The organism is Tepidicaulis marinus, from assembly GCF_000739695.1.
GTDB classification, from domain to species: domain Bacteria; phylum Pseudomonadota; class Alphaproteobacteria; order Parvibaculales; family Parvibaculaceae; genus Tepidicaulis; species Tepidicaulis marinus.
On the sequence record NZ_BBIO01000008.1, the window covers coordinates 124,387 to 148,206 of the forward strand.

26 protein-coding genes and 1 tRNA gene are annotated in these 23,820 nt (G+C 61.2%); 13 read left to right on the forward strand and 14 right to left on the reverse strand.

What is annotated here, in order from left to right:
- Window positions 1-55 precede the first annotated feature (55 nt).
- From M2A_RS09255 to M2A_RS09265, 3 genes are all read right to left on the reverse strand, one after another.
- On the reverse strand, window positions 56-1,300 hold the full coding sequence (locus M2A_RS09255; protein ID WP_045446178.1) for an LLM class flavin-dependent oxidoreductase: 1,245 nt from the start codon (window positions 1,298-1,300) through the stop codon (window positions 56-58).
- Between the two features lie 103 nt (window positions 1,301-1,403).
- Entirely contained in the window at window positions 1,404-2,306 is a 903-nt protein-coding gene (locus M2A_RS09260) for a DUF3137 domain-containing protein (protein ID WP_052379360.1), read from the reverse strand.
- A gap of 13 nt (window positions 2,307-2,319) precedes the next feature.
- On the reverse strand, window positions 2,320-2,898 hold the full coding sequence (locus M2A_RS09265; protein ID WP_045446306.1) for a LemA family protein: 579 nt from the start codon (window positions 2,896-2,898) through the stop codon (window positions 2,320-2,322).
- Between the two features lie 153 nt (window positions 2,899-3,051).
- Here M2A_RS09265 and M2A_RS09270 point away from each other — a divergent pair, with 153 nt between their 5' ends.
- The gene (locus M2A_RS09270) at window positions 3,052-3,981 is read left to right on the forward strand and encodes a glycerophosphodiester phosphodiesterase family protein (protein ID WP_045446181.1); all 930 of its coding nucleotides are present in this window, start codon (window positions 3,052-3,054) and stop codon (window positions 3,979-3,981) included.
- A gap of 67 nt (window positions 3,982-4,048) precedes the next feature.
- On the opposite strand, the gene infC is transcribed toward M2A_RS09270, so the two are convergent.
- The 3 genes from infC to M2A_RS09285 all read right to left on the reverse strand — a co-directional run bounded on the left by infC (window position 4,049) and on the right by M2A_RS09285 (window position 6,328).
- On the reverse strand, window positions 4,049-4,585 hold the full coding sequence (infC, locus tag M2A_RS09275) for a translation initiation factor IF-3 (RefSeq protein ID WP_081875528.1): 537 nt from the start codon (window positions 4,583-4,585) through the stop codon (window positions 4,049-4,051).
- A 223-nt stretch (window positions 4,586-4,808) separates the two neighbouring features.
- Window positions 4,809-5,147, reverse strand: coding sequence for a hypothetical protein (locus M2A_RS09280; RefSeq protein WP_045446188.1), 339 nt, complete (start codon window positions 5,145-5,147; stop codon window positions 4,809-4,811).
- Complete coding sequence (locus M2A_RS09285; RefSeq protein ID WP_081875529.1) at window positions 5,144-6,328, reverse strand: glycosyltransferase family 4 protein; 1,185 nt, start codon at window positions 6,326-6,328, stop codon at window positions 5,144-5,146. The genes M2A_RS09280 and M2A_RS09285 overlap by 4 nt, the downstream gene beginning before the upstream one ends.
- Before the next feature lie 129 nt (window positions 6,329-6,457).
- On the opposite strand from M2A_RS09285, the gene M2A_RS09290 reads away from it, so the two are divergent.
- Window positions 6,458-7,246, forward strand: a complete 789-nt coding sequence (locus M2A_RS09290) for an alpha/beta hydrolase (protein WP_045446191.1) — start codon at window positions 6,458-6,460, stop codon at window positions 7,244-7,246.
- Here the strand turns inward: M2A_RS09290 and M2A_RS09295 are convergent.
- A complete protein-coding gene (locus M2A_RS09295) occupies window positions 7,243-8,118 on the reverse strand; it encodes an SDR family oxidoreductase (protein ID WP_045446194.1) in 876 nt (291 codons plus the stop codon). The genes M2A_RS09290 and M2A_RS09295 overlap by 4 nt on opposite strands.
- A gap of 49 nt (window positions 8,119-8,167) precedes the next feature.
- Between M2A_RS09295 and M2A_RS09300 the strand changes: the two genes are divergently transcribed.
- Complete coding sequence (locus M2A_RS09300) at window positions 8,168-8,926, forward strand: tetratricopeptide repeat protein (protein WP_045446197.1); 759 nt, start codon at window positions 8,168-8,170, stop codon at window positions 8,924-8,926.
- On the opposite strand, the gene queG is transcribed toward M2A_RS09300, so the two are convergent.
- The 3 genes from queG to cueR form a co-directional block, all read right to left on the reverse strand.
- On the reverse strand, window positions 8,927-10,093 hold the full coding sequence (queG, locus tag M2A_RS09305; RefSeq protein ID WP_045446312.1) for a tRNA epoxyqueuosine(34) reductase QueG: 1,167 nt from the start codon (window positions 10,091-10,093) through the stop codon (window positions 8,927-8,929).
- 8 nt (window positions 10,094-10,101) lie between these two features.
- Window positions 10,102-10,782, reverse strand: a complete 681-nt coding sequence (locus M2A_RS09310; RefSeq protein ID WP_045446200.1) for a glutathione S-transferase family protein — start codon at window positions 10,780-10,782, stop codon at window positions 10,102-10,104.
- 108 nt (window positions 10,783-10,890) lie between these two features.
- The gene (gene cueR, locus M2A_RS09315) at window positions 10,891-11,277 is read right to left on the reverse strand and encodes a Cu(I)-responsive transcriptional regulator (RefSeq protein ID WP_045446203.1); all 387 of its coding nucleotides are present in this window, start codon (window positions 11,275-11,277) and stop codon (window positions 10,891-10,893) included.
- Window positions 11,278-11,446: 169 nt separating this feature from the next.
- Here cueR and M2A_RS09320 point away from each other — a divergent pair, with 169 nt between their 5' ends.
- Complete coding sequence (locus M2A_RS09320; protein WP_197052889.1) at window positions 11,447-12,286, forward strand: undecaprenyl-diphosphate phosphatase; 840 nt, start codon at window positions 11,447-11,449, stop codon at window positions 12,284-12,286.
- A gap of 21 nt (window positions 12,287-12,307) precedes the next feature.
- On the opposite strand, the gene M2A_RS09325 is transcribed toward M2A_RS09320, so the two are convergent.
- Window positions 12,308-13,279 (reverse strand): complex I NDUFA9 subunit family protein, encoded by a 972-nt coding sequence (locus M2A_RS09325; protein ID WP_045446206.1) that lies wholly within the window; start codon window positions 13,277-13,279, stop codon window positions 12,308-12,310.
- A 241-nt stretch (window positions 13,280-13,520) separates the two neighbouring features.
- Between M2A_RS09325 and M2A_RS09330 the strand changes: the two genes are divergently transcribed.
- From M2A_RS09330 to ptsN, 8 genes are all read left to right on the forward strand, one after another.
- Window positions 13,521-13,607: transfer RNA gene (locus tag M2A_RS09330), tRNA-Leu, on the forward strand.
- A 191-nt stretch (window positions 13,608-13,798) separates the two neighbouring features.
- Window positions 13,799-14,410, forward strand: coding sequence for a ribonuclease D (locus M2A_RS09335; protein ID WP_045446318.1), 612 nt, complete (start codon window positions 13,799-13,801; stop codon window positions 14,408-14,410).
- Window positions 14,411-14,473: 63 nt separating this feature from the next.
- Window positions 14,474-15,097 carry an LPS export ABC transporter periplasmic protein LptC gene (gene lptC, locus M2A_RS09340; protein WP_045446209.1) on the forward strand — a complete coding sequence of 208 codons (624 nt, stop codon included), beginning with the start codon at window positions 14,474-14,476 and terminating at the stop codon, window positions 15,095-15,097.
- 20 nt (window positions 15,098-15,117) lie between these two features.
- Window positions 15,118-15,774 carry a lipopolysaccharide transport periplasmic protein LptA gene (lptA, locus tag M2A_RS09345; protein ID WP_158597213.1) on the forward strand — a complete coding sequence of 219 codons (657 nt, stop codon included), beginning with the start codon at window positions 15,118-15,120 and terminating at the stop codon, window positions 15,772-15,774.
- Window positions 15,775-15,838: 64 nt separating this feature from the next.
- On the forward strand, window positions 15,839-16,648 hold the full coding sequence (lptB, locus tag M2A_RS09350) for an LPS export ABC transporter ATP-binding protein (RefSeq protein WP_045446212.1): 810 nt from the start codon (window positions 15,839-15,841) through the stop codon (window positions 16,646-16,648).
- Window positions 16,649-16,676: 28 nt separating this feature from the next.
- The gene (gene rpoN / locus M2A_RS09355; RefSeq protein WP_045446214.1) at window positions 16,677-18,212 is read left to right on the forward strand and encodes an RNA polymerase factor sigma-54; all 1,536 of its coding nucleotides are present in this window, start codon (window positions 16,677-16,679) and stop codon (window positions 18,210-18,212) included.
- 206 nt (window positions 18,213-18,418) lie between these two features.
- A complete protein-coding gene (hpf, locus tag M2A_RS09360; protein ID WP_045446218.1) occupies window positions 18,419-19,006 on the forward strand; it encodes a ribosome hibernation-promoting factor, HPF/YfiA family in 588 nt (195 codons plus the stop codon).
- Window positions 19,007-19,121: 115 nt separating this feature from the next.
- Window positions 19,122-19,592: a PTS IIA-like nitrogen regulatory protein PtsN gene (gene ptsN, locus M2A_RS09365; protein WP_045446324.1), complete on the forward strand. Its 471-nt coding sequence runs from the start codon at window positions 19,122-19,124 to the stop codon at window positions 19,590-19,592.
- Between the two features lie 112 nt (window positions 19,593-19,704).
- On the opposite strand, the gene M2A_RS09370 is transcribed toward ptsN, so the two are convergent.
- Both M2A_RS09370 and M2A_RS09375 read right to left on the reverse strand, forming a co-directional pair.
- Window positions 19,705-19,995, reverse strand: coding sequence for a DUF1150 family protein (locus M2A_RS09370; RefSeq protein ID WP_081875525.1), 291 nt, complete (start codon window positions 19,993-19,995; stop codon window positions 19,705-19,707).
- A 125-nt stretch (window positions 19,996-20,120) separates the two neighbouring features.
- Complete coding sequence (locus tag M2A_RS09375) at window positions 20,121-20,540, reverse strand: Hsp20 family protein (RefSeq protein WP_045446221.1); 420 nt, start codon at window positions 20,538-20,540, stop codon at window positions 20,121-20,123.
- 380 nt (window positions 20,541-20,920) lie between these two features.
- Between M2A_RS09375 and M2A_RS09380 the strand changes: the two genes are divergently transcribed.
- A complete protein-coding gene (locus tag M2A_RS09380) occupies window positions 20,921-23,149 on the forward strand; it encodes an FG-GAP-like repeat-containing protein (RefSeq protein WP_197052890.1) in 2,229 nt (742 codons plus the stop codon).
- Here M2A_RS09380 and M2A_RS09385 read toward each other — a convergent pair.
- Window positions 23,146-23,820 (reverse strand): MgtC/SapB family protein (locus M2A_RS09385; protein ID WP_045446330.1); only part of this gene is annotated, 675 nt, incomplete at its 5' end. The genes M2A_RS09380 and M2A_RS09385 overlap by 4 nt on opposite strands.

The window sequence follows — 23,820 nt, forward strand, 5'->3', positions numbered from 1 at the left end:
AGAGGCCCCTCAAGGCCGGAAAAGCCTTGAGGTTTTGTCCCTTTACGCCGGAGGGTTATTCCGCCGCCTTGGTTTGATTGACGAGAGGTTTGGGCACGGCGGCGGGCACGATGGGGATTTCCTCATCGCTAAGCGGCTTCATCCAGTTTTTCCGTTTCAGGGCCGCCTCGATGTAAGGGGCAAGCTCTTCCTGTTTGGCCTGCTCGCGGGCCGCCCGCTCCGCCTGAAACTCGGGCATCACCTCGGCGGCAAAAAGCTCCAGCGATTCGCAGATATGGGCATGCTGGTTGCGCCCGGCCTGCTGCATGAAGATCACCTGATCGACGCCGGCTTCCTGCAACTTCTTCAAATGGGCGCGCATATCCTCCGGCGTGCCGATGCCGTTCGCCTCATACGCGCCTTTGGCCGCCTCGATCACCTCTTCGGTGCGGTTGCCGCGCTGTTTGAGATAATCGCCCCACATATCGGTGCGGCCGGGCTTGCAGTCCTGCGTCACGAGGGCGGCGAGCGCATAGCCGAAAAACTCGAAGCCTTCATGGCCCCGGCGGATCGCTTCGGCGCGGTCATGATGGAGCGAAAAATTGGAAACGAGCGCGATATTGGCGTTCACCGTATGGCCAAGCGGCACGCAGTCCTCGGACTTGATGATGCCGTAATAAATATCGGCCCAATGTTTCGCCTCTTCCGGATCGACGAAAGAGAAAGCAAGCGCGCCAAGACCGAGCGAAGCGGCCACGCGGATCGTGTCGCGGTTCGTGCAGGCCATCCACATGGGCGGGTGCGGCTTTTGATAGGGCTTGGGCAGCACATTGCGGCAGGGCATGGAGAAATACTTGCCCTCGAAACCGGGATAAGGATCGAGCACCATCATATTGGCGATCTGCTCGGCCGCCTCCAGCGACATGGCGCGCTTTTCCTTCGCCGGAATGCCGAAGCCCCCAAGCTCGAGCCGCGTCGCCCCTTCGCCGATCCCGAGCTGCACGCGCCCGCTCGACATGAGATCGAGCGTCGCCACACTTTCGGCGGTGCGGGCGGGATGATTGTAATTCGGGATCACCTGGCGGATGCCGTGGCCGAGGCGGATATTCTCGGTCTTCGCCGCGGCGCAGGCGAGAAAGACTTCCGGCGCGCTGGAATGGGAATATTCATCGAGAAAATGATGCTCGACTTCCCAGGCATAATCGAAGCCCAGCTTGTCGGCGAGCACCACCTGATCGAGCGCCTCATGGAACAGACGGTGCTCATCACCCTCTTTCCAAGGCTTGGGCAATTGCAGCTCGTAAAACACACCGAATCTCATCGGCCTCTCCTCCCTTTGTTATTTTTGTGGCCTCATTATATTTTTATGAGAAGAAGCCTAGCAAAGGGGTGCGGCTTCGCAACCGTCTTAGCGGGAGGCGGGCTTAAAGGCGGGTTTTCGCGGCGAGATTGAGCTCGCGGACAATGCCGAAAATCAGCGCGAAATCCGCCATCATCCGCCGGAAATGCGCGATCTCGCCCATATTCTTGAAAAGCGAGACAGTGAAGCGGTCGCCGCCGCCAATGGCAAAAAGAAGCCGGCCGCCCTCAAAAGCAAGGCGCGCCGCCCCGTCCGACAGATCATCGAGCCGTTTCACCCGTTCCATGAAACCGGGGGTGAGCAGATAGCGCGCCTCCACCTGATCGTCGGAGAAAACATCGAAACGTTTTTCGAAATCCGGATCTTCCAGTTTTACCCGCTCTCCCTTGCCGGAGGAAAAGAGCGAGGCGAGAAAACCGCCGTCGCGGCGCACGATTGTCGTGCCGTGAAAGCGTTTGGGAAATTGCGCGCTCCCCACAAGGCCCTGAAAAACGGTGACGTAATAAGTGCGGCCTTTGGAATTGCGCCGCCGCTCCTGCAAATGGCTTTCGCACAGCTCGAAGGGCACCTCATCGATCTTGCCGCGGATCGCATTATCGAGGCTGCACGTATCGTATGAAGGGACGAGCGAGAGCGAGGAGAAAGGCTGGATGGACATGGCGCCGGCTTTCGGGTCGAGCGCGAAATCCAGTTTCCCGCAAATCCGGGCGAGGAGTTCCTTTTCGATTTTCTTGCCCAGAAAGACGAGCGGCGCGATGGCCGCAACGAATGTGACGAAGGAAACGAAGAGCACGTATTCCTGCCAGCCGAGCCAGATAAGCCCGGCAATGGGCAGCGCCGCCAGCAGAATGCCGCCTGCCGCGATGGCCAGATAAAGCCGCCGCTTCTTTTCGAACTCCATCAGCCAGGGGCGCAGCTCCGCCTCGTAAAACGCATCGAGCTCTGCAAGTTCGGGGACGTGCGACATACGCCTCGATCCCTTACGGCTTGTCCATCAGGGCGCCGACATCGACCGGCGCGCGCATGGCGGTCTCCTCAAGCTCGAAATAGGGCATGGGCTCGACCTTGGCCCAGCCGGCAATGATGTTGCCGGGAAAGATTTGCACGGAATTGTTCAGATCGGTGACCGCGGCATTGTAAAAGCGGCGGGCGGCGGCGATATGGCCTTCCACCTCTTCCAGCCCCGCCTGCACTTCCATTACCGTGCGGTCGGATTTCAGATCGGGATAATTCTCGGCCACCGCCAGCACCCGCACGAGCGAGGATTGCAATGCCTGCTCATCGGCCAGATGCCGCTCGATAGCACGCGGATCGTTTCTCGAATAAGGCTCTGCCGCCTTGGCGCGCTGCTCTGTGAGCCGGTCCAAAAGCTCGCGCTCATGGGTCATGAACCTTTTGGCCATGGCAACGAGATTGGGAATGAGATCGTGGCGCTTGCGCAATTGCACATCGATGGAAGACAGCGCCTCGAGCGCCGTGTTCCGGCGGGCGATGATTTTCGTGTACCAGAGATAGGCGAGCCCCGCCCCCGCCAGCAGCACCAGCAGAAGAATTCCCATTTCCGACATCCCGCTCCGCCTTTCCTTGTTAGGGCGATAAGTATAACAGCTTAGGCGCGAAACTCATCTTCACGAAACCCTCAAGACAGGGCCTTGCGCGTGCAGTAGTCTCGTCCGGATTTTAGACAATTTCCGCTCAAGGCAGGAGAGAGCATGCTCAAGATCGCGCATCGCGGAGGCAGCGGGCTGTGGCCGGAAAACACGATGGGCGCGTTTACCCGCGCGCTCGATATGGTAGACGGCTTCGAAATCGATGTGCATCTGACCCGCGACAATGTGCTGGCCATCCATCATGACGGCACGCTGAAACCGGCGATCGCGCGCGGGCCGGACGGCAATTGGCTGACGCGTCCGGCGGCGCGGCTGAAGGATTTGAGTTTCGAGGAGCTGCGCGCCTTCGATGTCGGGCGCCTGCGCCCGGGCTCGGCTTACGCCGCCCATTATCCCGAGCAAGAAGCGCTGGACGGCGAAAAAATCCCCGCCCTTGCCGAGCTTCTGGAGTTGATCAAAACCGCAGCGCGGCCCGGCTTTCAGCTTTATATCGAGCTGAAGACCGAGCTTGAGGAACCGGAAAACGGCGCCGACCCGCGCGTCCTGGCCGAGGCGGCCTGCGCGCTTGTGAAAGAACACGGGCTTGAGGCGCAGGTGACCTATGTCTCCTTCGACTGGCCGGCGCTCTTGCGGGCGCAGGAGATCGGCCCGTCGCGCACTGCCTTCACCACCATTCCCTTTTTCCGCATCGACCCGGAGCATCCCTCCCGCGTGAATGACACGCCGCAGGACCGCTGGTTCCGCGAGGCCTCGGCCAGAGGCGCGCATTTCTTCGGCGCCTGCGACTGGCGCCAGGAAGAGGGGATAAGTTTTGCCGAAAAACTGCTCAAGGCCATTGCGCGCGGCAATGCCGATGGCTGGTTTGCCTGGCACGGCGATGTAACCGATGAGACGATGGGCATTGCCCGCTCGCTCGGCCTTGAGGTGTCGTGCTGGACGGTCGACGAAGAAAAAGAGATGGAACGGCTTCTGGCGCTCGGCGTCGACGCCATATTGACCGACCGGCCCGACCGGCTAGCCCGTCTCGTTTAAGGCGTTCGCCCCAAAATACAAAGGCCCGGCAATGCCGGGCCCTTCCATTTCGTAGCACCGGCGCGTCTTAGCGCGGCGCCAGAACCATGATCATCTGGCGGCCTTCGAGCTTGGGATGCAGTTCGACCTTGGCGATCTCTTCCACATCGTCCTTCACCCGGTTCATAAGCGCCATGCCCAGATCCTGGTGCGCCATTTCACGGCCGCGGAAGCGCAGCGTGACCTTGACCTTGTCACCTTCATCGAAGAACCGCTTCACGTTGCGCATCTTCACTTCATAGTCATGGGTGTCGATGTTAGGACGCATCTTCACTTCTTTGACTTCGACGGTCTTCTGTTTCTTGCGGGCTTCGGCAGCCTTCTTTTGTGCCTGGAACTTGAACTTGCCGTAGTCCAGCAGCTTGCATACAGGCGGTTTCGAAGTCGGCGCGACCTCAACGAGATCGAGGCCGGCTTCATCTGCCAGTCTCAGCGCTTCTTCCACGGGGACGACGCCGAGCTTTTCACCTTCGGCGCCAATGAGCATGACGTCCGGCACCTTGATCGCCTCGTTGATACGAGGGCCTTGCTGGGCCGGCTGCGCGGGTAGGGGTCTGCGAGCTATGAAAACCTCCTTCGTTTTGCGGGTCTTACCTTTGAGGGGCGGTTGGCCGGAATGGGCGGCGTATTTTGAAAAACGCCAAACCCCAGCGTGCCCCGAGAGCCCGTCGTTGACCGTCTTTAGGATTAAGAGCTCGTCAGTGCAAGTCAAGATATCAAGGGGGGAACGGCAAGAGCGCTGCGGATTTGTCCCCGTCTGTGCCGGAAAAGACCTATTCTGCGCCGTTTTAGAGCCTCAAAACCCGCCATTCGGGCGCCGGGCGCACCAAAAAGCGCCAGAGTTTTATTTGCGCTGCTCCATCCTCAGGCCCCTCCCCGTCATAAATCACGGCAAAGCCGCCCCAGGAAAGCCGCCGCATCAAGGAGAGCCAGCGGCCCGGCCCGCGCGGGGCCCCGTCCTGCCAGATTTCATGGAAGAAAGCCCCCGCCCAAGAAGGCAGCGGCTGCCCCGCGCTGAGGAGCCAGAAGGGTGTGTCCGGGTGGGCCGCCTCCAGCGTTGCGCGCGCCCGCTCCCACTCCACGTCCTGCCAGGGACGCAAGCGGATGAGCAGGACAGGCGCCCTCATTCAGGCTTTTGCCGCATCAGACCGGCATAGATTTTCAGTGTGGCCGCCGCCATGGCGGTGAGCGAGAAATGGGCGGCGACATGCGCCTTGCCGCGCGCCGCCATCTCCGCGCGGCTTTGAGGGTCGAGCAACAATGCCTCCAGCATCGCCCCGGCCAGCGCAACGTCATCACCCGGCGGCACGCGCCAGCCTGTCGGCGCATCTTCCTCCGCCGTGATGACCGTTTCGCGCGCCCCGCCATGATCGGCGACGATGGGCGGGCGGCCCATGGCCTGCGCCTCGACAGGGGTGCGCCCGAAAGGCTCGGCCTCGAGCGAGGGGGCGATAACGAAGTCGGCCGCCGCATAGGCCTCTTCCATCGCCTCGCAGTGGCCTGCAAGGCGGGCATGATCCTGCAGCCCGAGCCGCGAAATCATGGTGGCAAGTTCGGCTTCATAGGCATCACGCCCCTGCGCATCGCCCACAAGGACGAGGCGGAACGGGGCATCGGACATGTTTTTCAGTTTTGCCAGCGCTTCCAGCGCCACGGTCTGGCCCTTCCAGCGGGTAAGGCGCGCGGGCAGCAGGAACACCGTGTCGTCTTCGGCCACGCGCCAGGAAAGGCGCATGGCTTTGACCCGTTCCGGACCGATCCGCGCCGGGTTGAAGCGGGCCATATCAATGCCGCGCGGCACTGTGACAATGCGGGCACGGTCCTCGCCATGGACCTTGCGGATGCGCTCGGCGGTAAAATGGGAATTGGCGATCACCACCGCGCCGCGCGTCATGACGGAATTGTAGAAGACCTTAAGACGCGGGCTTTCATGCACCTTGTTGTGATAGGTGGTGACGAAAGGAAGATGGAGGCGGCGCGCGGCGGCAAGGGCGCTCCAGGCAGGCGCGCGCGAGCGGGCGTGAATGATATCCGCGCCGTGTTTGGCGGCAAGACGGGTCAACCGCTCCACATTCAGCGCCATGACGACAGGGTTCTTGGAATGAACGGCAAGCTCGATATGGGTGGCGCCCGCCGCTTCGAGCTCGGCCACCATGCGCCCGCCCCGGCTGGCGACCAGCGCCTTTGCCCCTGCCTCGACAAGCGCGCGGGCAATATCCACCGCCGTGCGCTCGGCGCCGCCCGTTTCCAGCGCGGGCACGACCTGCAAGACGGTGGGCGGCTTTATCCCCTCAAAGACAGATGTCACAGCGTTTCCCTTCACGGGGTTTTCCTTCACGCGGGGGGCGCGGCTTGATCCCCGCCTCTATTCTCATTTAAGTGAAGAGCCCCAGGATCAAAGTGGCGGCCCGCAACAATCCTCCAAAACGAGTGCACCATGACCGAACTTCCCCAGCCCCGCAAGCTTGCCCGGCCCGACGGCGAGGAAATCGCCTATCTCATCGAAGCGCCAGAAATGCCTGCGCCGGGGCGCATCGGGCTGACCTGGCTCGGCGGTTTCAAATCGGACATGACGGGCACCAAGGCCGAGGCGATTGCCGCTTATGCGAAAGCGCGCGGGCGGCATTATCTCAGGTTCGATTATTTCGCCCATGGCGCCTCGAGCGGCCGTTTCCGCGAAGGCACGATCGGACGCTGGAAGGAAGACGCACTGGCCGCCATCGACGCGCTGTCGCAAGGCCCGCAGGTGCTGATCGGTTCCAGCATGGGCGGCTGGATCGCGCTGCTGGCCGCGCTGGCCCGCCCGGAAAAAGTCAAAGGCCTCGTACTGATCGCACCCGCGCCCGACTTCACCGAAGAGCTGATGTGGAAGAGCTTTCCGGCCGAGGTTCAAAAGACGCTGCTGGAAGAGGGCCTCTATCTCGAGCCCACCCCTTATGCGGATGAGCCCAATGAAATCACGCTGAAGCTGATCGAGGAAGGCCGCAATCATCTTCTGCTGGACAGGCCCATTCCGCTCACCTTCCCCATCCGCATTCTGCAAGGCATGGCGGACCCGGACGTGCCTTATGCCCATGTGCTGCGCCTCATGGACAGGCTGGAAAGCGAGGACATCGTGCTGACGCTGTCGAAGAACGGCGATCACCGGCTTTCCGAACCCGCCGACATTGCCCGGCTGGAGCGCACGCTCGATGACATTCTAGAAGTGCTGGAAAACGCGGGCTAATAGGCCCCGGCATCCAGGAGCGCTTTCAGCCCTTCCCGGTAGGTGGGATAACGCAGCGTGACGCCCAGCTCTTCCTTGATGCGCCGGTTGGAGACACGTTTGCTGTCTTCATAAAAGCTGCGCGCCATAGGCGAGAGGTCGGCATCCTCGAAAGGGATTTCGGGCGGCGGTGCGCGGCCCAAAAGCTCTGCGGCATAGGCAATGACATCCTGCGGCGGGGCGGCTTCATCATCGCAGACATTGTAAGCGGCGCCCGCATGAGGGGCGGCGATGGAGGCTTTGAGGATGCGCGCAATATCTTCCACATGAATGCGCGAGAAAACCTGGCCGGGCTTGACGATGCGCCGGGCCTTTCCCTCTTTCAGCGAGGTGAGCTGATTGCGGTAGGGTCCGTAAATACCGGCAAGACGGAAGAGCTGAACCGGCACGCCGCTCTTTTCCCCGAAGGCCAGCCAGTCTTTTTCGGCTGCCAGGCGCTTCTTGCCCCGCGCGGTGTCGGGCATGAGCGCACTTTCCTCATCCACCCAGCCTCCCTGCCGGTCGCCGTAAACGCCGGTGGTGGAAAGATAGCCCGCCCATTCAAGGCTTTGGGCCGCCTCAAGCGCCATTTCTTCGTGGCGGCGCAAAAAGGGATCGCCCGCTTCTTCCGGCGGGGCGGAGGCCAGAAGATGCGTCGCGCCTTTCAGCGCGCCTGCCTTGAGCGGCTCATCGGGGGAAAAGACAAAGGCCTCGATGCCGTCTTTCTCAAGGCGGGCTTTCTTTTCCTGCGAGCGGCAAGTGCCTGCTACACTCCAGCCTTCTTTCAGCAAAAGACCCGCCAGATGCGCGGCGCTAAAACCGAAGCCAACACAGAAAAGCCGTTTTTGCGGCATTCACTCTCCTTGCCCGTTTGGGCTTTGCTCGAACAACGATACCAGACCTATGCGCTCTTTGCCTTTTCTTCCAGCCCTGTTCCTGTTTTTTACCGCCAGCGCCGCTCACGCCGGGCCTTATGAAGCCTGCGTCGAGCTTGTGGCGCGCGATGCGGACACCGCCTATGACCATGCCTTGCGCTGGGGCGATGAAGGGGGCGGCGCGGCAGCGCTTCATTGCGGCATTCTGGCGCTCACCAAACTTGAGCTTTACGACGCAGCGGCAACGCGCCTTGAGCAACTTGCCGCGCGCTCGGATATGGGCGGGGCGCAAGAACGCGCGCTCATTCTGCAGCAGGCAGGCGCAAGCTGGCTGAAACATGGCGACGTCAAACGCGCCATTGCCGCTTATGGCGCCGGGATCGAGATCGATCCTCAAAACACAGCGCTCCTGACAGCGCGCGGGCGCGCTTATCTTCTGGGCGGCGAGGCGGAACTTGCCATTGACGACCTCAACCGCGCCGCCGAACTTGCCCCGCAAGAAGGGGAAATCTTTTTGCTGCGGGCCAGAGCCGGACGCCAGACAGGCGCTCTGGAAAGTGCCCGCCGCGACATTGCCGCCGCCGAAAGCGCGGGGGCCGATCCGCTGCTTCTGAGACTGGAGCGCGGGCTGATTGCCGAGGAAATGGGCGACAAAGACAGCGCGCGCAAAGACTGGCTTTATGTGCAGGCCAATGCGAAAGAAGAAAGCGCGGAGGCGGAAGCGGCCCGCGCCTATCTCGCACGGATGGATGTGACACAAGAAAGCGCCGGGACCGGCGGGAACTGATCAATCAAGACGCGCCCATTCCGCGCGCACCGCCTCTTCGCGTTCATGCGGCAGGTAGCGCGCTTTCAGCGTCTTTATTTCTTCTGCCGGAGCCAGCTCGCCCAGCGCCCAGACCGCCATGGCGCGCACCTCGCTTGCGTCATCTTCAAGCCGCGCGCGGACGGGGGCGAGTAACGAAGGGGCGCCGGAATTGCCCGCCGCGATCAGCACATTGCGCAAGAAACGGTTCCGCCCGATGCGCTTCACGGGCGAGCCGGAAAACATTTCCCGGAACGCGGCATCGTCCAGTTCCATCAGCTCGCTGAGGAGCGGGGCTTTCAGCGCTCCACGCGGATGAAAAGCAACTTCACCGGTTTGCGCGGCAAACTTGTTCCAGGGACAAGCCGCAAGACAATCATCGCAGCCATAGATCCTATTGCCCATGGCTTTGCGGAATTCGAGCGGAATGGACCCCTTATGCTCGATCGTCAGGTAGGAAATACAGCGGCGCGCATCGAGCTCGTAAGGGGCGGGAAACGCCTTTGTCGGGCAAATGTCGAGACAGGCGCGGCAAGAGCCGCAATGATCTTTTTCCGGCGCATCGGCGGGCAGGTCCAGCGTCGTAAAGATCGAGCCTAAAAAGAGCCAGGAGCCGAATTCGCGCGAGACGAGATTGGTGTGCTTGCCCTGCCAGCCAAGCCCTGCCGCTTCCGCTAAAGGCTTTTCCATCACCGGGGCGGTATCCACGAAGACTTTAAGCTCGCAGCCCGTCTCCGCGACAAGCCAGCGGGCGATGCGTTTCAACCGCTTCTTGATGAGGTCGTGATAATCCTTGTGGCGGGCATAAACGGAGACCGTGCCCTGTTCTTTCTTTTCAAGATCGGGCAGCGGATTTTCTTCCGGCCCGTAATTCTGACCCAGCACGATGATGCTTTTGACATCCGGCCAGAGCGATGAAGGATGGCCGCGCCGGGCCGCCGTTTCTTCCATCCAGCCCATTTCCCCATGCCGGCCCGCACCGACCCAGCCCCGCAAAAACTCCGTGCGGTCGGGCACATCTACTGCGCGCACCAGGCGCACCGCATCGAAACCTGCCTCGCGCGCCGCTTCCCCGATCCGCCGGACAAGTTCGGCGCTCTTTTCGCCGGTCATTTCTTCTGTCGTTTCGGGGCGGGCAGGCGTCGTCATGGCATTCGTCAAAAATCGAGATTGGCATAGACGCGCGGCGGCGGCATGCCGGGTACATGATCGGCCAGCAGCGCGCGGAAGGAGGGGCGCGATTTCAGCCGCACATACCATTCCTTGGCTTGAGGAAACTGCGACCAGGGCACATCGCCGATATAATCGAGACAAGACAGATGCGCGGCGGCGGTAATATCGGCAAGGCTCATCGCCTCGCCTGCCAGCCAGCGCCGGTCCTCCATCAAATAAGAAATATAATCGAGGTGATAGCGCACATTATAAAGCGTGGCGCGCACCACCGCCATGTCGGGCGAGCCGCCGCCTTCCACCGCGCTCATGAAACGCTTCGTCACTTTTTCATGGATGAGCGGCAGGCTGACTTCTTCGGCGAATTTTTTGTCGAACCACTCGGCAAGCCGGCGCGCTTCGGCGCGGGCATAAGCATCGCCCGGCAAAAGCGGGCGGTCGGGCACGCTGTCTTCGAGAAATTCCACGATCGGCGTTGCCCCGCAGATCGTCCGGCCACTTTCCTCCAGCAGCACCGGCACCTCGCCTGCCGGATTAAGCGCCAGAAACTCGCGCCGGCCTTCCCAGTCGCGCTCTTCCACCAGTTCCACTTCATGGCCCTTTTCGCCGAGCGCCAAACGCACCTTCCGGCAGGCGGGGGAAATGGGAAGATGAAAAAGCTGGTCCATGAAAACTCACCTCAAAACCGCATCGCTACCGTTCCGGCATACCTTGTGGGCGCGCACTTGTACACTGCCCCCGCGCGCGCCGGAAGCCAGGAACGTTTCAGGAGCGTTTCACCCGGAAAGCTCGTCCAGAATGGGGCAATCGGGCCGCTCATCGCCATGGCATTTTTCGGCGAGCCGGCGCAAGACGGTGCGCATCGATTGCAGTTCGGCAATTTTCCGCTCGATTTCGCCGATATGCTCCTCGGCAATGCGCTTCACATCGGCGCTCGCCCGGCCCCTGTCCCGATAAAGCGCAAGCAGCCCCCGGCAATCGTCGATGGAAAAACCGAGCGAGCGGGCGCGCGCCACGAATTTGAGCATATGCACGTCTTCTTCTGCATACGTACGGTATCCGCTTTCAGAGCGGGCAGGAGGCAGCGTCAGACCGATACTTTCATAATAGCGGATGGTTTTGGCCGGTACGCCCGACAGCTCTGCGACCTTGCCGATATTCATGACCTCACCTTTCGATCTATCTGCGGCTCTTATAACAATCCTGTGACGGATATCAGACGCGCTGCCGCCGCCAAACCGGCACGCCCGCCTGCAGGCCTTGCATGAAAGCCATTAATCCTAACCTGCCCACGCCACTTTCCCACATGGCCAAGCGCAAAAGAGATGGTATATGCTGGCGCATCTGTCCACGTCCGGAACACCGTTTCTCATGTCCATAGAGCAGCTTATCGTTCTTGCCCTTGTGCAGGGAATTACGGAGTTTTTGCCGGTCAGCTCCTCCGGTCATCTCAATCTCATCGGCGAGCTGACCTCCTGGTCGGACCAGGGCATTCTCATCGATATTGCCGTGCATATGGGCACGCTCATCGCCGTCATCGCCTATTTCCGGCGCGAAGTCTGGCAGATGATCGTCGGCTTTTTCCTGCTGCTGCGCGGACGGGTGACGCCGGACGGGCGGCTTGCCCTGTTTCTCATCATCGCCACGCTGCCCGCCGTTATCGCGGGTTTCTTCGTGCTTCGCTCGGGCATGGTAAGCGCCCTGCGCGGGGCAGAGATCGTTGCCTGGGCCAATCTTTTCTTCGCGCTCGTGCTTTACGCGACCGACAAGATCGGCATGACCGTCAAGCGGCTGGAACATATGGAAACGGGCGGTGCGCTTGCCATCGGCATTGCGCAGGTCTTCTCGCTCATCCCGGGCGCCAGCCGCGCGGGCGTCACCATGTCCATGGCGCGGTTTTTGGGCTACGAGCGTAAAGACGCGGCGCGCTTTTCCATGCTGCTTTCCATTCCCACCATTATCGGCGCAGCCGCCGCAAGCATTTATGAAGTGGTGCAGCTCGGCGATGTGGCGCTCGGCTATGACATGGCCCTTGCAGCCGGGCTTGCCGCGATCGCCGCTTTTGCCACGATCGCCGCCTTCATGCGCCTGCTCGAGCACATGACGCTGACGCCCTTCGTCATCTACCGGCTGCTGCTCGGCGCCGTCCTGCTTGGCTGGATCTATTATTAAGCCCGTCAGGTATTAAGCCCGTCAGGCTTCCCGGCGCTCGAACTGGCCGGTGCGGCGGAAGCGGTAAAGATAGGTGCTGAGCACCGAATCAAGGCCGGTCGCAGGCACACCGAGCGCGGCCAAAGTGCGCTCTTCCTCGCGCGCTTCATCCGAGACGACATTATCCCTCTTCAAAAGCTCCACCTGATCGGCGGTGAGCGGCGGGTTCGGCAGGAGCCCGGCTACCCGGCCCATCAGCTTCGCAAGGCCGAAGGGCAGCGTCACGAGCACGCGCTTGCGGCGGATTTCCTCCAGCATGCGCTCCATCAGTTCCTTGAAGCTGAAAACCTCCGGACCCCCAAGTTCGTAAATCTTGCCGCGGGCCTCCTCATTTTCCAGCGCCGCCAGGATCGCCGATGCCACGTCTTTCACATAAATGGGCTGAAAGCGGGTCGTGCCGCCGCCGATCAAAGGCAGCACGGGGCTGAGGCGCGCCATGGCGGCGAAACGGTTGAAGAAATCATCTTCCGGGCCGAAAACGATGGAGGGGCGCAGGATCGTCGCCGTGGGCACCGCTTTGAGCACCGCTTCCTCGCCCAGCGCCTTGGTGCGCGCATATTCCGAGGCGCTTTCCTCATCCGCGCCGATGGCCGAGACATGGACGAAGCGCTGAATGCCCGCCTCGCCGGCGAGCTTGGCGATAAGCCCGGCACCGGCGGCCTGGACGCTCGCAAAACGCTGCGCGCCGCCTTCATGCAGAATGCCGACGAGATTGACCACGCCATCCGCCCCTTCAAGCGCCGCGCGGCAGGAGACGGCATCGCGGATATTGGCCTGGAAAAGCTGTATCTGGCCGACATCGCCCAGAGGCTTCAAATAAAGCGCCAGATTGGGCCGGCGCACGGCGACGCGGACCCTATAGCCCTTCTGCGCCAGAAGCTGCACCACATAGCGGCCGATAAAACCCGACCCGCCGAAAACGGTGATCAATTTGTTGGGCTCAACCTGTCGCATGCCTTATCTCTTCTTTTGCTGGATACGTGTTTGCTTGCTACGCGCATTCGGCCCTGCCGGGCGCTATTCTCGCCCTTGATAGCGCAAGGGGCGGGCGCGGTACAGAGCCCGCGTGCGCGCCGCCTCATTTGCCTGAAAAGCCGCGGGCAAGCGCCCTGGGCCCGCCATGCGCAAATTCGCCGCTTTGCCCAATCACTCCATTGACAAGACCTGAAACTGGCTCTAACAGTGCCCCGGTTAAGCCCAGGTGGCGGAATTGGTAGACGCGCTAGCTTCAGGTGCTAGTGCCCGTAAGGGCGTGGAAGTTCGAGTCTTCTCCTGGGCACCATCCGGCCGGTCATGAACCGGCCTCCCCGAATACCGGTCTTCAGACATTTCCGGCGGCATTAATCCCGGCTTGCTTATGGCGCCGGGCGGCGAAGCGTATTAAGTTCGGGGCATTCGATGGGCTCGGCGGCAGGCCAAGCCCTGCCTACACAGATTTGCGCCAGCACGCATATTTCCAGCATCTGGGACTTTATGAGCATTACACTCCACAAAGGCGATCTTCCCGACAGCGTCACGTTTCAAGGATCGGTCGCCATCGACACCGAAACGCTCGGCCTCAATCCTCACCGCGATCCGCTCTGCCTCGTGCAGCTTTCCGCCGGTGACGGCACCGCCCATGTGGTGCAGATGGACCGGGGCCGCTATGACTGCCCCAATCTGCGCCGGCTCTTGAACGATCCTTCGGTTCTGAAGATATTCCATTTCGCCCGTTTCGACGTGGCGGTGATGCAGCGCTATCTAGGGGTCGTGACGGCGCCGATTTACTGCACGAAAATCGCCTCGAAACTGGTGCGCACCTATACGGACCGGCACGGGCTGAAGGATCTGGCGCGCGAGCTGGCGGGCATCGAAATCTCCAAACAGCAGCAAAGCTCCGACTGGGGCGCGGACGAGCTGAGCGAGGCGCAGCTTGCCTATGCCGCCTCCGATGTGCTGCATCTGCATGCGCTGAAGGAAAAGCTCGATATGATGCTGCAGCGCGAAGGGCGCATGGAATATGCCAAAGCCTGCTTCGCCTTTCTGCCTGTGCGCGCCTCGCTGGATTTGGCAGGCTGGCCGGATGAGGATATTTTTGCTCATTAAGGGCGCCCTCAGCTTCCGTTCAGCTTCACGCGCGCCTTCTGGGATGGGAAGCGGGCCTTTTTCATGAGCAATATGACCACCTCTTCGTACCATCTGCCGCGCAGTCGCTACAGCCGCTTCGTCTCGCTGATGAAATGGCTTTTGCCCATCGGCGCGGTGTTGATCGTGATCTCGGTCTTTGTCGCCTCGGGCACCTTCGACAGCCGCGACAAGCTTGCCATCACCTTCAAGGAAATCGAGACGGTGGACGACGACAGGCGCATGGTCAGCCCGCGCATGACCGGCGTCGACAATAAAGGCCGGCCCTATACGGTGATCGCGGAAACGGCGACCCAGGCGCCCGACAATCCGAACCGCATCACGCTGGAAAGGGTGGAAGCCGACCTTCTTCTCAACGAAGACGGCGAATGGCTTTCTCTTTCCTCCCGCTACGGGCTTCTCAACACGGATATGGAAGAGATCGAGCTTTGGGAAGACATCAAGGTCTTTTCCGATCTCGGTTACCGGGTGCGCGCGGCAACGGCGACGATCGATCTGAAACACGGTACCTTGAAAAGCGATACGCCGGTTTACGGCCAGGGCCCCCTCGGCACTTTGCAGTCCAACGGCATGGAAGCGGAAAATAACGGCAAGACCATCCGCTTTACGGGCGGGGTAAAAATGGTCATCTTCAGCGGCGGGGAATGACACTTATGGGGCAGGACAGCATGAAAAAAGCGCAAGGCAGCGCCCGGGCGGCGCGCGCAGGCAAAAGCGGCAAAGCTGCAGAAAACCGGCTTATCCCCGCCTTTACGATGGGCACGGCAGCCCTCGGCCTGGCGTTTTCCTTGGCGCTCGCCCTGCCCGTCCCTCAGGCCCTGGCGCAAGAAGGCGCGGCCCAAGAGAGCGAGGCGCAGGAAAGCGGCGGCCTTCTGGGCGGGTTCTCCAACAATCCGGACGCCCCCATCGAAATCGAAGCCGATTCGCTGGAAGTGGAGCAGAACCAGAAAACCGCAACCTTTATCGGCTCCGTCCACGCGGTGCAGGACACGATGCAGCTCACCTCCGACCGGCTGATCGTGACATATGCGGACAAGGCCGGCGGCGGCAACGAGATCACGCAGATCAATGCCCGCGGCAATGTCCATATTCTCTCCGAAAACGACCAGTCGGCGGATGGAAACTGGGCGATTTACGACACCGCCAAGCGCGTCATCAATATGGGCGATGACGTGGTGCTGCGGCAGGGCCCCAATGTCATTCGCGGCAAAAAGCTCTTTATCGACCTGAATACCGGTCAAGCGCGGGTCGATGCGGGGGCAGGAACGGGCGAAGAAGGCGGCTCCGGACGGGTTAAGGGGTTGTTTCAGCCCTCCAATCCGTGATTTTCTCTTGGTTAATTTTACATTTCATACAATTTTAATGCCAACCGCAGTTTGATGGGGGCGGATGAGTTCAAGAACCGACATATCACCCGCCTCTGGCGGCGCCCGGCCAGGCCTCGAAAAAGAGACCGGACCGCGTCTCGTCGCCAGCACCTCCGGCCTCGTGGTCGGTAAAATCGGCAAAAGCTTCAAACGCCGCCCGGTCGTGCGGGGGGTCAGCTTTGGCGTGAACCGGGGTGAAGCGGTCGGTCTTCTTGGTCCCAACGGCGCTGGCAAAACCACCGTCTTCTATATGATCACGGGGCTGATCTCCCCCGATTACGGCACGATCGAACTCGATGGGCAGAACGTCACCGCCCTGCCGATGTATCGCCGCGCCCGGCTGGGGATCGGCTACCTGCCGCAGGAGGCTTCCATTTTCCGGGGCCTGACGGTGGAGGAGAATATCCGCGCCGTGCTCGAGGTGGTGGAAAAGGACCGCGACAGGCGCGAGCAGATGCTCGATGACCTGCTCGCCGAATTTTCCATCACGCATCTGCGGCGCACGCCCTCCATCGCCCTTTCGGGCGGCGAGCGGCGGCGTGTGGAAATCGCCCGGGCGCTGGCAACCCATCCCTCCTTCATGCTGCTCGACGAACCTTTCGCGGGGATCGATCCCATCGCCATCGGCGATATCCGCGAGCTTGTCGCGCATCTGAAAGACAGAGGGATCGGCGTTCTGATCACGGACCACAATGTGCGCGAGACATTGGAACTCATCGACCGCGCCATCATCATTCACGACGGTATGGTGCTCATGGAAGGTAAACCCTCCGAGATCGTCGGGAACGAAGATGTGCGCCGGCTCTATCTCGGGGACAGGTTCAGTTTGTAGCGGTGAGCGAGCGTAGGGGCGGGGCACCATGGCACTGAAACCACGGCTCGAAATGCGGCAAGCCCAAGGGCTTGTAATGACGCCGCAACTGCAGCAGGCCATCAAGCTGCTGCAATTGTCCAATCTCGAACTCACCGAATATGTGGAACAGGAGCTGGAGCGCAATCCGCTGCTGGAAGAAGCGCGCGAGGAAGGTGAGCCGGAACGGGCCTCGGACGATTACGAACCCGACGAGATTACGCCCGACAATGATTGGGACACGCCTGATCCCGCTTCCCTGACGCTCAGCGAAGACAATGCGCTGCCGACGAGCAATTCCGACCTCGACACCGACTATGACAATGTCTATGCGGATGAGGCCGTGGCCGACAAAACCGCCACCGCGGAAGGCCAGCAAAGCTCCGACTGGCATCAGGTCAAAAGCGCGGGCGGCGGCTTCGACGGCGAGGAAGATTTTGAAAGCCGTCTAACGCGCGAGCAAAGCCTGCAGGAATTTTTGAGCGAACAGCTCAATATGAGCACGCTCAACGCGCGCGAACGTTTCATCGGCGCCTATCTGATCGATCAGGTGAACGAGGCGGGCTATTTACAGGAAAGCCTGGAAGACACGGCGGAACGGCTCGGCATCGAAATGGAAGAAGCCGAAAGCGTGCTGAAGGTTTTGCAAACCTTCGAGCCGACCGGCGTTTTCGCCCGCAACCTCGCCGAATGCCTGTCGCTGCAGCTTGCGGAAAAAGACCGGCTCGATCCGATCATGCAGAGTTTCCTGGAAAACCTCGAGCTCTTCGCCAAACGCGATTTTACCCAGCTGATGAAAGTCTGCGGCATCGATAAAGACGACATTCAATGCCTGATTGACGATATTAAACAATGTGACCCGAAGCCGGGGCACGCATTCGGCGATACGCCGTCTGCGCCCGTCATTCCGGATGTCTTTATCCGCCAGAAGAGCGATGGCGGCTGGGCGATCGAACTCAATGCGGAGACGCTGCCGCGTGTGCTTGTGAATACGCAATACTATAATGAAGTTTCCAAGGCAGCGTCCGCGGACGAGAAATCGAAGAATTATCTCAGCGAGTGTTTCAACGATGCCAATTGGCTCGTCAAAAGTCTCGACCAGCGCGCCCGCACGATTTTGAAAGTGGCGAGCGAAATCGTGCGCCAGCAAGACGGGTTTTTGATGTATGGCGTCAGCCATCTCAAGCCGCTCAATCTGAAAACCGTGGCGGACGCGATTTCCATGCACGAATCGACGGTCAGCCGCGTCACGTCCAACAAATATGCGGCGACCCCGCGCGGCATTTTCGAGCTGAAATATTTCTTCACCTCGTCCATCGCTTCGAGCTCCGGCGGCGAGGCGCATTCGGCAGAAGCGGTGCGCCACCGGATCAAGGAACTCATCGATGCGGAAGCCCCCGATGCGGTGCTTTCCGACGACAGCATCGTGGATATTCTCAAAAGCGAGGGAATGGATATTGCCCGGCGCACGGTGGCCAAGTACCGCGAGGCGCTGCGCATTCCCTCCTCGGTTCAGCGCAGGCGGGAAAAGAAAGCCTTCGCATAAACCGAATAACGCTCTAACCTGTTGTGTTCAAAAGGAAATTAACCCTTGGAGGACCTTTTGTTGACACCCGGCAGACCTCTCACTAGTGTCCCATCCGCTCCTGACGGGGCGGGGTCAAAATCCGGAACTGACGCAGGGGGTGCGTGCCCCCGGAAACGGAAACGAGTGTTGGGCCGGCGTAGCGAAATTTGCCCGGAAAGGTCACCATGCAGCTTCAAGTAACCGGCATCCATATCGATGTGGGCGATGCGCTGCGCGTTCATGTTTCCGAACGCCTGGAAGCCTCCGTCGGCAAATATTTCGACCGGCCCGTCGATGCGCATGTCATTTTCCAGCGCGAGGGACCCGGGTTCCGCGCAGAATGCACGGTGCATTTGAGTTCCGGCATGACGCTGAATACGAAAAACGACGCAACCGAAGTCTATGCCGCGTTCGACGGCGCCGTGGAGCGTCTCGACAAAAGGCTGCGCCGCTACAAGCGCCGGTTGAAAGATCATCACAACACGCAAAAATCGCCTCTGCCTGCTTATGACGCGCCGACTTTCGTTCTGGCTGCCGAGCAGGAAGAAGAAGAACGGGAAGACACGTCAGGTCAGGCGGACCCGATCGTCATTGCCGAAGGCACGACGAAAGTGCCGGTACTTTCGGTGAGCGACGCGGTCATGCAAATGGACATTTCCGAATCGCCTTTCGTGATTTTCCGGAACGGGGATGGCGGCATAAACCTTGTCTACCGGCGGGACGATGGTCACGTTGGCTGGATAGATGCCGGCCGGAAACAGAACGAGGACTAAGCTGAAGATGACTCTTCTTCCGGCAAGGCATGCGGTTTCCCGCGGCGCCGCCGAACAGCTTGTAACCGCCCGGCATCACAAACGCCGGACACAAGGACAGAACGGGAATCGGATCATGGATCTGCAAGACCTGGTGATACCGGAAGGCGTTATCGCCCATCTGAAAGTCACCAGCAAAAAGCAGGCTCTCCAGGAACTTGCCGCCAAGGCTGCGCAGGTTACCGAACTGGATGAGCGGAAAATTTTCGAAACGCTGCTCGAGCGTGAACGGCTGGGGTCCACGGGTGTGGGCCAGGGCATTGCCATCCCGCATGGCAAGCTCGCCTCGCTGGACAAGCTGCACGGCCTTTTTGCGCGGCTCGATCATCCCATCGATTTCGATTCCGTGGATGAAAAGCCGGTGGATCTGATCTTTCTGCTGCTTGCGCCGGAAAGCGCGGGCGCGGATCATCTCAAGGCGCTGGCGCGCATCTCTCGCCTTTTGCGCAACCAGAAGATGGTCGAAAAACTGCGCGCGACGGAAAACAACGAAGCGCTTTATGCGCTCTTGACCGAACCCAGCGCATCGGCAACATCCGTCGCCTGAACCGGTTCTTCAAAAGGCCAGACATAAAGAACGGGCGCCAGCTGCAGCGGCGCCCGTTTTCTTTTTAAATTGAGACATGTGCTCCTTTCAAGGAAGCGGGGCATGCTTCAAATCAGTGCACGCTGAGCGGCACGAAGTCATATTGCACGGCGCCTGCAAAGGCTGCCTCGCGGCTGCCCAGCACCGCCATGCGCGACCCGTTGGCGGCATGCACGGCATAAAGCGTGCTGTCCGGCTCGACATCCAGCTGCACATCGTTGCCTAGATCGCCCGCCAGTTCCGCCGCCTTGACCGGTTTCACATAAACCAGCGAAGGCATGCCGATATTGGCAAACTCCTCTTGCGGCAATGTCTGCCAGACCTGCTTGTCCGGCGCTGTTCCGTTTTTATCCAAATCGAACATGACTTACTCCTTTCACGGATGACCCCATAAGGGCGTCATCGAATGAGACCCGCCAGCCGCCGCTCGGCTTTTGCGCAGGTGGGCGGCCATTTGCGCGGTCTCCGGAACGTCGAGCCTTAACAGCATCAACGAACGGCAATTTCTATTTGTTTCACGACTTTGCTGGGTTCGGGCCGGTGCAAGCGGATCGAGAGCAGCCCATTGGCAAGCTCGGCGCCGGTCACTTCCACGCCGTCCGCCAGCACGAAGGCGCGCTGGAACTGACGCGCGGCAATGCCGCGGTGCAGAAAGGCCCGGTTGCCGTCTTCTTCCTGCCGGCCCCGAATGACCAATTGCTTGTCTTCCAGCGTGATGGACAGCTCGTCCGGCGAAAACCCGGCCACCGCCAGGGTGATGCGCAGATGCAAACCTTCTTCATCATCGAGCTGTTCGACATTGTAAGGGGGATAACCGTCCCCGGAGGTTTTGGTTACCCGGTCGAGCATCCGCTCGACCTCATCAAAGCCCAGCATGAAGGGGCTTCCAAACTGCGCGATACGCGTCATCAACTCTGTCCTTTCTCCACAAGCCCTTGAGCCAATTAGCTTTTGGCCCTTCCAAGCGGCTCATGCCCAGGCCCGCCAAAGCGGCGCCTCAGGGCGAGTATCAGAAACCTGCAAGGCAGCGTTCCTGCAACGCCCTTTATTTGGGCACACAAACGCGCTTTGCAAGCCTGGCGCGTTAACCTTTTTGCCGGTTGTGAGGGGAGCCCGGCCACTCCCAATTTGCAAAAATCCTTTATTTACCGGCCATTAGCAAATGAGGCGCAAGATTAAACCTAGATTTCGGTTCAGCGAGGCCCGCGATGCGCAGGTACTCTCGATTGGCGGTTTCAGCCTCTTGGCTCGCCTTAACACTTCTGGCGCCGGCCCATGCCGGGGAGCTTATGCAGCTTCCAGGCGGCGATAGCGTGCGCGCGCCGTCGGGTTATGTCGCCGCCGCACCAGCCGCGCCTGTGGTGGCCGCCACGCTTCCCGCCGCCGAGCCTGAAAATTCCGGCCGTCAGGACACCGCCGAAGCTGCGGAAGCTATTGCCAACGAAAGCGCAGAAGAGAAGCGGGCCCGCGTTTCTGTGAAACCCCGCATCGGCCTTGCAGAAGATGAGCCGCGCGAGACAAGCGATGCGCTGGCGCGGGTGTTCTCTTCCGCGTTTGCGGCCCGCACTTCTTCGGACACGAAAGAGGCCGCCGCCGACAGCAAAACCGCTGCCGTGCCTGCCATTGCCCCTAAAGCGGAAACCGTTGCGGACGCGCAGGAAGCGGACCGCTGGGCGGTGAGCCCGCCCCAGCCGGTTTTGGCCGGCAAAACGCTCAGCCTGATGGACGAGCTTGCCTTGCAGGCAAGCGCGCCCCGCCAAGCCTCCGGCGGGCTCGATGAAGTACGCCTTCCCGAAGCTTGGCGGCGCGCGCCCGTACCTCAGCCTGCGCCTCAAATTGCGCGCACCGAAGAAGCCCCGCTGAAAAAGGCAGAAGTAAAAGAAGCAACAGCTGACGCAGCCGAAATTCAAGAAACGGCCGAAGCACACCCCCCGGCTCCGCTGGACCCCGTTCCCGCCCTGCCCGTGAAAACCGCCGAGATTGCACCCGCGCACGCGCCTGCCGAAGAAACCGTCTCCAAGGCAAAAGAGCCCGTTGCGGACGACACGGCGGTGCAGGCCCCTGCGCGCGTTACCGAGGCGGCAGCCGAGCCGGTGAAAACATCCGAGGAAGCGGGCGCGGCGCCTGCCCTTCAGGCTGAGGCCGAAGAGGCCGCGCCCATGCAGGAGCCTGTGCCGGCACAAGCTGAGACACCTGCCGGCATTGCTGTCGCCAACGCGGAAATAGAAAAGCGGGAACCGGAAATCCGCCCCGCGCCGAAAGCTGAAAAGGCGGCACCCGGCTGGAACCCGGAAGACGCGTTGGCCATTGCCGGTTTCCTGAAAAAGCCGGAAGAGAAAGCTGAGCCGGACGCAGCAGAACCTGCCGCGCCTGTTCTCGCGCAAGCTGAAACACCCGCGCCTGCCGAAACCCCGGTAAAAGCTGAAAGCGCTGCGGAAGAATCCATTGCCGTAGAAACGGCGGCGAAGGACGACATGCGCGCCCCCCCGGCCGTCCAAACGGCCGAGGCTGAGGTTGCAACAGAACAGGAGCCTCAAGCTGTTGCCGAAGCCGAGACCGACACCGCGCCGGTCAAAGCCGCCGCCATTGAAGGCGCCCCCACCCGGCTGCTCGATGCTGCGCCTCAGCCCAAACCGCAGACCCCGCGTCCGCCCGCCCTGCTCGCCGCGCTGAGCGCGCCTGAGACGGCCACGCGGCTTCTCAACGATCTACCGCCTGCGCCTCACAGCGCGCTTGCGCCGGCAGCGGCTTATGAAGGCGATTTTACCGGCGACGGCAACAAGGACCGGCTGGTCTTCTGGCGCGATAATAACAGCAAGAGCCCCTATGCCGACCGCCTGCCCACCATCTATGCAGGCGACGGGCACGGCTCGCTGCAGCCGCGCGCGCTTATCGCGGCGGGCCAAATGCTGAAAGTGCCCGCTTTCGTGCGCATTGCCGATTTCAACAAGGATGGCCGCGACGACATTCTGATGGGCTCGGGCGCTGCCGAGGGCGAAGCGCTGATGCTTTGGCTGTCCGGCAAGGACGGGCGCTTTCATGAGGCAACAGAAGAAGCGGTCCCCGATCACGCCGCCTGGCAAGACCCGCGCTGGCAGGTCTGGGGCATGACGACCGGCGACATCGATGCGGACGGCGATATGGATGTGCTTGTGGGCACTCAGGCGCAGATGGTCGATTATCTGGAAGAAGAAAGCATCGTGCGCTTATTCGTAAACGACGGATCGGGCGTCTTTTACGACGCGACCGATGCGCTGCCCGCGCAGCTGCGCGACCCCGCGCTTCTGGAAACGGGCGCCAAACAGCTTGCCCATGTGTCCCTGACCGATATGGACGGGGACGAAGCCGATGATCTGCGCGCCTATCTGCCCGCCAGCGGTGAGCATGTGGTTTATCTGAATGCGGGCTTTGGCGATTTCACAAAATCCGATCCCATTCCCGCCCATTATTTCGCCAAGCGCGATGTCGCGGGCCACACCGGCTCGATCGCGGCGCTGCCTTTTCAAACATTGCCTTAAAACACCGCCCCTGTTTGCCACCAGACATAGACAAAGCCGAGCAAGGCCGCGATCCAGAGCGGCACGGCAACGAGGGCCACAAGAACGCGCCCGCCGATCAGCGCGGCCCCTGCCCCCTTCACTGCCGTATTGACGCTGGCGGCGAGCACGATCCCCGCGGCCGCAAGTTCCAGCGTCAGCTGCGCGCCGTCCTGGCGGGCAAGGGAAAGCGTGATCGCATCGACATCCATGATGCCGGAGGCCGCTGCCAGAATGAGCACCCCGGCGTCTCCCGCCCAGTCCCGCAGCGCTTCGCCGCCCAGCATGACAAGGGCGAGCAGGACCCCGAATCCTAGTGCCGATTTAAGCTCGAGCGGATTGCCCACCACCGCGCTTTGGCGCCCTTCGCGGTTTTGCAGCATCGCCCAGTGATAGGCGGCAAAGCCGAAAACCACACCGCCCAGAATGAGCGCGGGCAGGAACAGTTTTGAAAGCAGCGCCGGGTTGAGCAGCGTGGCAACGGCAAGCATGCGCGGAAACATGGTTCCGCAGGCAAGCAAGATGCCTCCTGCGAGGATCTTTGGCGGTGCTTCCCCCGCCCGCGCGGCGCGGGAGAAATGCAGCGTCAGCGCGGTCGATGAGGCAAGGCCTGCAAAGAGCCCCGTCAGCATCGCCCCAGCGCGCGCGCCAGC

Bases quoted from the DNA above. Each gene is read 5' to 3' on its own strand.
- M2A_RS09255 (WP_045446178.1), bottom strand. From the start codon at position 1,300: ATGAGATTCGGTGTGTTTTACGAGCTGCAATTGCCCAAGCCTTGGAAA.
- M2A_RS09260 (WP_052379360.1), bottom strand. From the start codon at position 2,306: ATGTCGCACGTCCCCGAACTTGCAGAGCTCGATGCGTTTTACGAGGCG.
- M2A_RS09265 (WP_045446306.1), bottom strand. From the start codon at position 2,898: ATGGGAATTCTTCTGCTGGTGCTGCTGGCGGGGGCGGGGCTCGCCTAT.
- M2A_RS09270 (WP_045446181.1), top strand. From the start codon at position 3,052: ATGCTCAAGATCGCGCATCGCGGAGGCAGCGGGCTGTGGCCGGAAAAC.
- M2A_RS09280 (WP_045446188.1), bottom strand. From the start codon at position 5,147: ATGAGGGCGCCTGTCCTGCTCATCCGCTTGCGTCCCTGGCAGGACGTG.
- M2A_RS09290 (WP_045446191.1), top strand. From the start codon at position 6,458: ATGACCGAACTTCCCCAGCCCCGCAAGCTTGCCCGGCCCGACGGCGAG.
- M2A_RS09295 (WP_045446194.1), bottom strand. From the start codon at position 8,118: ATGCCGCAAAAACGGCTTTTCTGTGTTGGCTTCGGTTTTAGCGCCGCG.
- M2A_RS09300 (WP_045446197.1), top strand. From the start codon at position 8,168: ATGCGCTCTTTGCCTTTTCTTCCAGCCCTGTTCCTGTTTTTTACCGCC.
- queG (WP_045446312.1), bottom strand. From the start codon at position 10,093: ATGACGACGCCTGCCCGCCCCGAAACGACAGAAGAAATGACCGGCGAA.
- M2A_RS09310 (WP_045446200.1), bottom strand. From the start codon at position 10,782: ATGGACCAGCTTTTTCATCTTCCCATTTCCCCCGCCTGCCGGAAGGTG.
- cueR (WP_045446203.1), bottom strand. From the start codon at position 11,277: ATGAATATCGGCAAGGTCGCAGAGCTGTCGGGCGTACCGGCCAAAACC.
- M2A_RS09320 (WP_197052889.1), top strand. From the start codon at position 11,447: ATGCTGGCGCATCTGTCCACGTCCGGAACACCGTTTCTCATGTCCATA.
- M2A_RS09325 (WP_045446206.1), bottom strand. From the start codon at position 13,279: ATGCGACAGGTTGAGCCCAACAAATTGATCACCGTTTTCGGCGGGTCG.
- M2A_RS09335 (WP_045446318.1), top strand. From the start codon at position 13,799: ATGAGCATTACACTCCACAAAGGCGATCTTCCCGACAGCGTCACGTTT.
- lptC (WP_045446209.1), top strand. From the start codon at position 14,474: ATGAGCAATATGACCACCTCTTCGTACCATCTGCCGCGCAGTCGCTAC.
- lptA (WP_158597213.1), top strand. From the start codon at position 15,118: ATGAAAAAAGCGCAAGGCAGCGCCCGGGCGGCGCGCGCAGGCAAAAGC.
- lptB (WP_045446212.1), top strand. From the start codon at position 15,839: ATGAGTTCAAGAACCGACATATCACCCGCCTCTGGCGGCGCCCGGCCA.
- rpoN (WP_045446214.1), top strand. From the start codon at position 16,677: ATGGCACTGAAACCACGGCTCGAAATGCGGCAAGCCCAAGGGCTTGTA.
- hpf (WP_045446218.1), top strand. From the start codon at position 18,419: ATGCAGCTTCAAGTAACCGGCATCCATATCGATGTGGGCGATGCGCTG.
- ptsN (WP_045446324.1), top strand. From the start codon at position 19,122: ATGGATCTGCAAGACCTGGTGATACCGGAAGGCGTTATCGCCCATCTG.
- M2A_RS09370 (WP_081875525.1), bottom strand. From the start codon at position 19,995: ATGTTCGATTTGGATAAAAACGGAACAGCGCCGGACAAGCAGGTCTGG.
- M2A_RS09375 (WP_045446221.1), bottom strand. From the start codon at position 20,540: ATGACGCGTATCGCGCAGTTTGGAAGCCCCTTCATGCTGGGCTTTGAT.
- M2A_RS09380 (WP_197052890.1), top strand. From the start codon at position 20,921: ATGCAGCTTCCAGGCGGCGATAGCGTGCGCGCGCCGTCGGGTTATGTC.